This window comes from Rhizobium sp. BK529, from assembly GCF_014194105.1.
In the GTDB taxonomy this organism is placed as follows: domain Bacteria; phylum Pseudomonadota; class Alphaproteobacteria; order Rhizobiales; family Rhizobiaceae; genus Rhizobium.
The window spans coordinates 516,390-525,894 of record NZ_JACIAU010000004.1; the positions used below are offsets into that span (position 1 = coordinate 516,390).

The following is a 9,505-nucleotide window of genomic DNA, read 5'->3' on the forward strand; positions in this document are numbered from 1 at the left end:
AGCCGGGCAAAGTGGCAGCATGAAAAAGCTGCCACTGCAAGGGAGACACCGCATGAGCCGCATTGAAAAGAATGGTCTCTTCATCGAAGCCGTCCTACATGATTTCCTCGTGAAGGAAGCATTGCCGGGCCTCGCCATCGATGCAGACAAGTTCTTCGCCGATTTCGCAGCGATCGTGCATGATCTGGCTCCGAAGAATCGCGCGTTGCTTTTGAAGCGCGACCAACTGCAGGCGAAGGTCGACGATTGGTATCGTCAAAACGGCGCACCGACGGACATGGACGCCTATCAATCCTTCCTCAAGGACATCGGCTATCTCTTGCCGGAGGGGCCGGATTTCAAGGTCTCGATTGCTAATGTCGATGCCGAGATCGCCTCTATCGCCGGCCCGCAGCTCGTCGTTCCCGTCATGAACGCGCGTTATGCGCTGAATGCCGCCAACGCCCGCTGGGGCTCGCTCTATGATGCTCTCTACGGCACGGATGCCATTCCGGAAACGGATGGCGCCGAAAAGGGCAAGGGCTATAATCCCAAGCGCGGCGAGAAGGTCATTGCCTGGGTTCGCAATTTTCTCGATTCCGCCGCTCCCCTTAACGGCAGCTCCTGGAAGAATGTCGGCTCCTTCGCCGTCAGGAACGGCGCTCTGGCGATCGCTGCCGTCGATGGTAAAGCTCTGGAGCTGAAAGATGCCGGACATTTTGCCGGCTATCGTGGCGATGCGAACGTCCCGACGCACATCCTCCTGAAGAATAACGGCATCCATATCGAAATCGTGCTCGACGCCGCGACGCCGATCGGCAAGACCGATCCGGCGCATATCTCCGATGTCTGGCTGGAATCGGCGATCACCACGATCATGGACTGCGAGGATTCCGTTGCCGCCGTTGATGCCGAGGACAAGGTCGTCGTCTATCGCAATTGGCTCGGCCTAATGAAGGGTGACCTGCAGGAGGAAGTGACGAAGGGCGGCTCGACCTTCATCCGCAAGCTCAACCCGGATATCGCCTATACGGCGCCGGGCGGCGGGACTTTCGAACTGCATCGCCGTTCGCTGATGCTGGTGCGCAATGTCGGCCACCTCATGACCAATCCGGCGGTCGTCGATCGCGCTGGAAATGAAGTTCCCGAAGGCATCATGGATGCTGTCATCACCGGCCTGATCGCGCTCTATGATGTTGGTCCGACCGGACGCCGCAAGAATTCGCGCGCCGGCTCCATGTATGTCGTCAAACCAAAGATGCACGGCCCTGAAGAGGTTGCCTTTGCCGTCGAAATCTTCTCGCGCGTCGAAGATGCGTTGGGCATGCCGCGCAACACCATGAAGATGGGCATCATGGACGAAGAGCGGCGCACGACGGTCAATCTCAAGGAGTGCATCCGCGCTGCCCGCGAACGCGTGGTCTTCATCAATACCGGCTTCCTGGATCGCACCGGCGATGAAATCCATACCTCGATGGAAGCCGGTCCAATGATCCGCAAGGGCGACATGAGGCAGGCTGCCTGGATCGGAGCCTACGAAAACTGGAACGTCGATATTGGGCTCGAATGCGGCCTCTCCGGCCATGCGCAGATCGGAAAGGGCATGTGGGCCATGCCGGATCTGATGGCCGCCATGCTGGAGCAGAAGATCGCCCATCCGAAGGCTGGCGCCAATACCGCCTGGGTGCCGTCGCCGACGGCCGCCACCCTGCACGCCACACACTATCACCAGATCAACGTCGCCAGGGTGCAGGACGGTCTGAAGGATCGTGCTCGCGCCAAGCTATCGGATATCCTTTCTGTGCCAGTGGCCGTGCGGCCGAACTGGACGCCGGAAGAAATCCAGCGCGAGCTCGACAACAATGCACAGGGCATCCTCGGCTATGTCGTACGCTGGGTCGATCAGGGCATCGGCTGCTCGAAAGTGCCCGACATCAACAATGTTGGGCTTATGGAAGACCGCGCAACGCTGCGCATTTCTGCCCAGCATATGGCGAACTGGCTGCACCACAAGGTCGTCACCAAGGAGCAGATCATCGAAACGATGAAGCGTATGGCGGCCGTTGTCGACCAGCAGAATGCCGGCGATTCGGCCTACGTGCAGATGGCCGGACATTTCGACGATTCGATTGCCTTCCAGGCAGCGCTCGATCTCGTTCTGAAGGGCAGGGAGCAACCGAACGGCTATACCGAGCCGGTCCTGCATCGCCGCCGCATCGAGCTCAAGGCCAAGCAGACCGCCTGAGCCAGACGAAGCGAAATACAAAAAGGCCGCCGGATCGAAAACCCCCGGCGGCCTCTTTATACCGAATTCAGTCTTTAGCTTACTGGATAACGATGACCTTGGAAGTGGTCTTGCCCGGACGGACGCGGCTGTAGAGATCGATCACGTCCTGGTTCATCAGGCGGATGCAGCCCGACGAAGCAGCGGTGCCGATCGAGGCCCATTCGGGAGTGCCGTGCAGGCGGAAAAGCGTGTCCTGGCCCTGCTCATTGAAGAGATACATGGCGCGTGCGCCGAGCGGATTGGTAAGGCCTGGACCCATGCCGTCTTCGACATACTTGGCGATTTCAGGACGACGAACGGCCATTTCCTTCGGCGGATGCCAGTTCGGCCATTCCTGCTTCCAGGCGACATAGGCCGTGCCGGACCATGCGAAGCCTTGCTTGCCGACGCCGATGCCGTAACGGACGGCCTTGCCGCCAGGTAGGATATAATAGAGGTGACGCTCGCGCGTGTTGACGATGATCGTGCCGGGCCGCTCGTCGCTTTGATAGCTGACGATCTGGCGGCGGAATTCCGGCTTGACTCGATCGATCGGAATTGCCGGCAAGGAGTATCCGGCATCCGACGTTACGCCGTAGGCGTCATTGAAAATTTGTGCCGTCTGAACGGTCGGACCTGCGCCCTTGTCGTTGGATGCGGTTTCGGACGTCGTGGAACAGCCGGCCAGGGCCAGGGTCGCCAGCAGGCCAAATACAGGGAATGCATTGCGGATGCGCATGGATGACTCGTGAAGGTTTTGGGGCAGGAAGGACAGTCTTTCGACCATCGTTATTTATGGTTTATTTTCGATTAACTTTGCCTTTGCAAGGCTGCTGCTGTGCGACAAAATCCATCTGCGCCGCAAATTAAAAGCGCATGGCTTTTTTGCAACAACGGCCAACCCCACTTGATGGTTATCCATGACGATTTTGAGCGTTTATAATAACAATCCGTTAATCGATGGCCGGCAATCGGACAGGGCCATGATGGTACGCCGTGGCATGCAGATCCTGCTCCACGATATGCGCCATGCAGTGTTGCCGGAACTGCCGCTGGCGAGCGGCCGGCGCGCCGATCTGATCACGCTTTCGGAAAAGGGAGAGGTCTGGATCATCGAGATCAAGACCTCCATCGAGGATTTCAGGGTCGATCGCAAATGGCCGGATTACCGACTGCATTGCGACAGGCTATTCTTTGCGACACACAAGGATGTGCCTCTCGATATCTTCCCGGAAGAGTGCGGTCTTTTTCTTTCAGATGGTTACGGTGCGCATATGCTGCGTGAAGCACCCGAACATCGCCTGCCGCCTGCCACCCGCAAAGCCGTTACACTCAGCTTCTCGCGCGCTGCCGCACAGCGGCTGATGATGGCCGAATGGGCAAACGGCAAGCCGTTCAATGTGGATGACGTCTAGTTATTTCGGAGCGCGCTTGGCGAGGATGCGCTGCAACGTCCGGCGGTGCATGTTGAGCCGGCGTGCTGTCTCCGACACGTTGCGGTCACACATTTCATAGACGCGCTGGATATGTTCCCAGCGGACTCGATCCGCCGACATGGGGTTCTCCGGTAACTCGGCCTTCTCCCCCGGCCGCTGCGTGAGCGCGGCAAACACATCGTCGGCGTCAGCCGGCTTTGCGAGGTAATCCACAGCCCCGAGCTTCACAGCAGTTACCGCCGTGGCGATATTTCCGTAGCCCGTCAGCACGATGATTCGCGTGTCGTCGCGCCGTTGGCGGATAGCTTCGATGACGTCGAGACCGTTGCCGTCGCCGAGTCTCAAATCGACCACAGCATATTTCGGGGGCCGCCCTCGGGATTTCGCCACGCCTTCCGCAACCGATTCGGCCGTTTCCACGTGAAAGCCGCGTGCTTCCATTGCCCGAGCCAGACGGCGCAGGAAGGGACCGTCGTCATCGACGATCAGCAGGCTCGGGTCCGGCCCGATATGCTCCTCATTGGAAGCGGCGGAAATCTCGTGGTTCTGGTCTGTCATCGCTTCGGTCCCGGCGGTCGAACGTCCGAAATGCGTCAACCGCTATATCCTGTTTATGCCGACAAAGTCATTTTGTCGAATTTGCGTCGATCAATACGCGAGGCCATTCGATTCGAATGCGGGCACCGGCACTTTCCGGGTCGCGATTCTCGAAAACGAGCGATGCGCCGGAGCGCTCCAGCAGCGTTTTGGCGATGAAAAGCCCCAGTCCCAGGCCTCCGGCTGTATCTTCCTTCTGCCGTTTGGTGACATAGGGCTCGCCGATCCGCGTCAGGATATCGGGCGCATAGCCGTTGCCGTCGTCCTCGATGATGATGAGCACCTTTTCGTGATCGTGCTCGACAGTGACGGTCACCTTCTCCCGCGCGTAGTCGACGGCATTTTCGATCAGATTGCCGAGCCCATACATGATGCCGGCATTGCGGTCGGTTATCGGCTCACCTTTTCGCGGGCTCTTTTCGATGAGCTCCAGCTTGATGCCGAATTCGCGGTGCGGCGCCACGATCTCTTCCATCATGGAGGAGAGGGGCAGGCGCCGCATATGCGCTTCGCCTTCGGAGGAGAGTGTCGTCAGCCGGCGGAGGATATCGCGGCAACGCTCGCTCTGGCTGCGCAGAAGCTGCACATCTTCACGAAACCGGTCGTCATCCTTGAGCTCGCGCTCCATCTCCTTGGCGACGACGCTGATCGTCGCAAGCGGCGTGCCAAGCTCATGGGCCGCGGCAGCTGCAAGCCCGTCGAGTTGGGAGAGGTGCTTTTCCCGCTGCAACACCAACTCTGTCGCCGCGAGCGCATCGGCAAGCTGGCTCGCTTCCATCGAAACCCGGTAGGCATAGAAGGCGGCAAAGGCCATGGTCGAAGCGATCGAACACCAGACGCCGAACTGCATGACATTGTGCACATTGATTTCCATCCCATCGAACCAGGGGAGCGGGAAAGGTGAGAAAGCAAGCACGGTAATGCAGACCATCGCAAAGCCAATCAACGCCGTGCTGTAGCGGATCGGCTGCGATGCGAAGGAAATGATGACGGGCACACAGACCAATGCCGCAAACGGATTGGCAAGGCCGCCGGTAATGAAGAGCAGCGCGCAAAGCTGCAGGAGATCGAAACCCAACAGCGCGAAAGCAGCGGGTGGCTCCAGCCGGTGCGTCGGCGGATAGCGGATCGTCAGATAGAAGTTGACCCAGGCGAGCGCTGCAATCAGCGAGCAGCTTGCGACCAGCGGCAGGCGGAATTTCAACAGGAAGGCAACAATGAAGACGGTCACTGCCTGGCCGGTGACTGCGAGCCACCGCAATCGCACCAAGGTCTGCAAACGCAGCCGTCGGCTGCTGAGCCTGTCTTCTTGTGTCTGGATCTCGGTTTTCTCGACCACGGCATGCTCCTTTAGAGCATCGTGCATCCATTCGGATGCACCAGCACGCTCTAACTCTTTGAACCAAGCACAATGCTATCGAAAAGCGGTTCCGATTTCGGAGAGCACAATGCAGCTGGCAGACAGATTATGTACCACGGGGCTTTGCGCGTGTCGTCGGCGGGGCATCCTCTGGTTTTTCCGGCCATGGGTGCTTGGGATAGCGTCCCCTCATATCCGCCCGCACGTCTTTCCAGGAACCCGTCCAGAAACCCGGCAGGTCACGCGTCGTCTGGATCGGCCTGTGAGCCGGCGAAGTAAGCTCCAGCAGCAAGGGGAGCCGTCCGCCGGCGACAGCCGGATGCTGTTTGAGCCCGAAGAGTTCCTGCACGCGGATCGTCAGCATCGGCTCCTCACCGTCATACCGGATCGGATGGCGCTGCCCGGTCGGCGCCTCGAAATGCGTCGGCGCCAGCCGCGCAATATCCCGCTGCAGATCATGCGGCACAAGCGCCATCAGGCCGTTGGAGAGGCCCGAGGCGGAAATATCCGAAAGCCCGCGTGCATCCGTCTGGAACGGAACGAACCAGTCGTCCATCCGATCGAGCAATGCCTCGTCGCTCATGTCAGGCCACGGTTCGCCGATCGACCGGTGCAGGAAGCCGATCCGCTCCCGAAGCTGCAGGGCTTCCTTGGAAAAGGGAAGCTCACTAAGCCCCAGCTCACGCAATCCCTCTGCAAGCGCCCGCACCGCCGCCTCGCCCGACGGGCGGGGAAGTGGCGCCTCGTCGAAAATGATGGCGCCTAATCTCGTGGCACGGCGCGCCCGCACCTGTCGGCTTTGACGGTCGAAAAAGGTCTGGTCGTCCGTGCGGATCTCGCCCGGCAATTCGGCCTCGATATCGGCTCTCGAAACCTCTGCTGCGGCCAATATCCTGCCCTGGGCCGCCCGACCCGTCAGATCGGCAATCACAAGCATCTGGCTGCCTGCCAATCGTTCGGTTTCCGCAAGCTCGGTGCCCCGGCCGTTCGCCATGACATAGCGTCCGCGGCCGCCGCGCTGAATGGCGATCCGATCTGGGAACGCATGCAGCAGGAGTCGTCCAGCGAGAGCGGGCTCGTCACTCGAGGTCTTGTTGAGTCCCTCCGCCAGCCGCCCTGCCAGCCGCCTCGATGCCTCGGCCCTTTCGCCTCTCTCGCCTTTGAAGCGCCGGAGTCGATCTTCGAGATCGATGCTGGTGCCGCCGAGCCCCTGCTCGGTCAGCAGCACGGCTATCAGTGCCGCATCCTTGGCATGCCCGGATTCGCCAGCCGAAACCACCATGGCTGCCAGCCGCGGCGGCAATGCGAGATCGCGCATCACCTTGCCGCGTGCTGTTAACGCGCCGTCCCTGTCAAGTGCACCAAGCTGTCCAAGCAAAGCCCGGGCTTCCCTGATCGTCGTCTCCGGTGGCTGGTCGACGAAAGCGAGGGATTTCGTATCCTGAACGCCCCAATGGGCGAGATCGAGCACGAGACCCGAAAGATCGCTCGCAAGGATCTGCGGCGGCGTGAAGGCCGGGAGTGCGGCCGTCTGGCCTTGGTGCCACAGGCGAATGGCGATGCCCGGCTCGGTTCGCCCTGCACGGCCCGCGCGCTGGTCGGCTGAAGCGCGCGACACGCGCACGGTCTCAAGTCGCGTGATGCCTGTCGATGCCTCGAAGACCGGCAGTCGCTGCAGTCCGCTGTCGATGACGATCCGAACACCGTCGATGGTGATAGAGGTTTCTGCAATCGAGGTCGCGAGCACGATCTTGCGGGTGCCAGCTGCTGCAGGGCGGATCGCCGCGTCCTGATCTTTTTGGCTGAGATTGCCATAGAGCGGCGCAATCAGCGTTCCTGCGCCGAATCGCCCCTCCAGCCGCTCGGCTGTTCGGGTGATTTCCGCCTGGCCGGGCAGGAAGGCGAGAATCGATCCTGATTCGCTGGCGTGAGAATCGGCAATTGCCCGCACCATTGCATCTTCGATCCGCTCGCCGCCCGGCCGGTCCTGATAGCGGATATCGATCAGGAAGCTTCGCCCCGTGCTTTCGATGATGGGTGGATGATCAAGCAGGGCTGCGACCCGCTCGACATCGAGCGTTGCCGACATCACAAGGATACGCAGATCTTTGCGAAGCGCAGATTGAACATCGAGCGCCAGAGCAAGGCCGAAATCAGCATCCAGCGAACGCTCGTGGAATTCGTCAAATATAACAGTCGAGACACCCCGTAGCTCCGGATCATCGAGAATCATCCGGGCAAAGACGCCCTCGGTGACGACCTCGATCCGCGTTTTCGCGGAAATCCGGTTATCGAGGCGCATACGATAGCCGACCGTTTCGCCGACTTGCTCACCAAGCAGAGAGGCCATTCGGCTTGCCGCGGCGCGCGCTGCCAGCCGGCGTGGTTCGAGCAGGACGATCTTCCCGTCGCCGCGCCATGCCTGATCCAGCAGATGGAGCGGCACGAGCGTCGTTTTGCCGGCGCCGGGTGGCGCTGAAAGCACGGCCCGCTTCACGTCGCCAAGCGCGGCACTGATGTCCGGCAGCACATGCGAAACCGGAAGCTCCGGCAAGGAAGGCATGGTCTTCACTTTCGTCCTGTCATCATTTCATAGGCGAGAATGGCACCGGCAAGATCCTCGAGTGCCGCACCGACAGACTTGAAGAGCGTGATCTCCTGGGCATCCTCCCGTCCTGTACGGGCTCCCGATATCAGCTCGGCGAGCTCCCCTCGTAGGTCGCTCTCTTTCAGCACTCCGTTCTTCAACGGCTGGACGATATCGCCACCTTCGCTGAGCGCACCCGCCCGCGTATCGACATAGACGGCAGAGCGAAGCACCGCGGTGTCATCGCTCTCGCGCATGCTGGGCTTGAAAGCGCCAACGAGGTCGAGATGGGCACCCGGCTTCAGCCAATCGCCGTACACAAGCGGCTCGCTGGAAAGCGTTGCGCACGAGACGATGTCGGCGGTCTTTACTGCCGCTTCAAGATTGCTCACTACTTCGGTCTGCAGGCCAAGAGCCTGCGCGTCCTCAGCAGCCCGTTCCGCCGCTTCGCGATTTCGTCCCCATATACGGTAACGCTGGATCGGTCTGACCGTCCCGTGTGCCTGCATGAGGTTCAGGGAAAGCCGGCCCGTGCCGCAGACCAGCATCTCTTCGGCGTCCGGCCGGGAGAGATAGCGCGATGCCAATGCCGAAGTGGCGGCAGTGCGCCGTGCCGTCAATTCTCCACCGTCGATGAGAGCCAACACCTGTCCCGTCGCCGCCGACGAAAGCAGATAGCTTCCAAAGATCGCCGGTAGGCCGCGGCGAACGTTGCCCGGAAAAACCGAAACGGTCTTGATGCCCGTATACTGCCCGGGAAGCCAGGCCGGCATCAGCAACAGCGTGGCATTCTCTTCCCCCGGAACCTCCATGTCATGATGATGGCGCACAGGCATGACGCAATCGCTTCGGAACATTGCTTCGATCGCATCGATAAGCTGTGCCCACGGTAGGGCGGCCCGCGTCTGGTCTTCATCGAGGACAAGCATTCTGAACTCCGCAAAAGCATGGATACGTGCCTGTCAAACTACCGATTGGATCGGTCGAGGCAAGCGGTCTGGAAATCGGGCAGGCGCATGCCCATATAACGGCTGCACCCGAAAACGACATTGATCGACCGGGATCGGAAAAACCGATCTGAAACGGGGTGATTTTGGCAGGCAGACTCTCGCCAATAGCGGGAGCATGTAAAACTGTCAGCAAAATCAACCTGTTACAAAAATGTCAAAAAAGTTGGATGAGTGGTGTTGACTGTTTTGCGGGTGTAGGCTTATAAGCCCACTCACTGACGAGGGCGGCGGCGCTGCTGGCGACGAAGTTCCTCGTTCTGAAGAAATCAA

General features: G+C 60.2%; 7 protein-coding genes. 2 read left to right on the plus strand and 5 right to left on the minus strand.

The genetic code is table 11. The annotated features are described in order from the left end of the window. The first annotated feature begins 52 nt into the window (after nucleotides 1–52). On the plus strand, nucleotides 53–2,224 hold the full coding sequence (locus FHX08_RS25240; protein ID WP_132656264.1) for a malate synthase G: 2,172 nt from the start codon (nucleotides 53–55) through the stop codon (nucleotides 2,222–2,224). 79 nt (nucleotides 2,225–2,303) lie between these two features. On the opposite strand, the gene FHX08_RS25245 is transcribed toward FHX08_RS25240, so the two are convergent. Then, a complete protein-coding gene (locus FHX08_RS25245; protein ID WP_132656266.1) occupies nucleotides 2,304–2,984 on the minus strand; it encodes a L,D-transpeptidase in 681 nt (226 codons plus the stop codon). A 181-nt stretch (nucleotides 2,985–3,165) separates the two neighbouring features. Here FHX08_RS25245 and FHX08_RS25250 point away from each other — a divergent pair, with 181 nt between their 5' ends. Continuing rightward, nucleotides 3,166–3,660: an MmcB family DNA repair protein gene (locus FHX08_RS25250; RefSeq protein WP_132656268.1), complete on the plus strand. Its 495-nt coding sequence runs from the start codon at nucleotides 3,166–3,168 to the stop codon at nucleotides 3,658–3,660. On the opposite strand, the gene FHX08_RS25255 is transcribed toward FHX08_RS25250, so the two are convergent. From FHX08_RS25255 to FHX08_RS25270, 4 genes are all read right to left on the minus strand, one after another. Then, complete coding sequence (locus FHX08_RS25255) at nucleotides 3,661–4,239, minus strand: ActR/PrrA/RegA family redox response regulator transcription factor (protein WP_132656313.1); 579 nt, start codon at nucleotides 4,237–4,239, stop codon at nucleotides 3,661–3,663. It abuts the gene before it with no gap. A 67-nt stretch (nucleotides 4,240–4,306) separates the two neighbouring features. Then, complete coding sequence (locus FHX08_RS25260) at nucleotides 4,307–5,617, minus strand: ActS/PrrB/RegB family redox-sensitive histidine kinase (protein ID WP_207896884.1); 1,311 nt, start codon at nucleotides 5,615–5,617, stop codon at nucleotides 4,307–4,309. Between the two features lie 127 nt (nucleotides 5,618–5,744). Then, nucleotides 5,745–8,201: an ATP-dependent helicase HrpB gene (hrpB, locus tag FHX08_RS25265; RefSeq protein WP_132656272.1), complete on the minus strand. Its 2,457-nt coding sequence runs from the start codon at nucleotides 8,199–8,201 to the stop codon at nucleotides 5,745–5,747. Between the two features lie 5 nt (nucleotides 8,202–8,206). Beyond that, nucleotides 8,207–9,154, minus strand: coding sequence for an ornithine cyclodeaminase family protein (locus FHX08_RS25270; RefSeq protein WP_132656274.1), 948 nt, complete (start codon nucleotides 9,152–9,154; stop codon nucleotides 8,207–8,209). Nucleotides 9,155–9,505: the final 351 nt, after the last annotated feature.

Coding starts and splice junctions, on each gene's coding strand:
- FHX08_RS25240 (WP_132656264.1), top strand. CDS start 53: ATGAGCCGCATTGAAAAGAATGGTCTCTTCATCGAAGCCGTCCTACAT.
- FHX08_RS25245 (WP_132656266.1), bottom strand. CDS start 2,984: ATGCGCATCCGCAATGCATTCCCTGTATTTGGCCTGCTGGCGACCCTG.
- FHX08_RS25250 (WP_132656268.1), top strand. CDS start 3,166: ATGACGATTTTGAGCGTTTATAATAACAATCCGTTAATCGATGGCCGG.
- FHX08_RS25255 (WP_132656313.1), bottom strand. CDS start 4,239: ATGACAGACCAGAACCACGAGATTTCCGCCGCTTCCAATGAGGAGCAT.
- hrpB (WP_132656272.1), bottom strand. CDS start 8,201: ATGCCTTCCTTGCCGGAGCTTCCGGTTTCGCATGTGCTGCCGGACATC.
- FHX08_RS25270 (WP_132656274.1), bottom strand. CDS start 9,154: ATGCTTGTCCTCGATGAAGACCAGACGCGGGCCGCCCTACCGTGGGCA.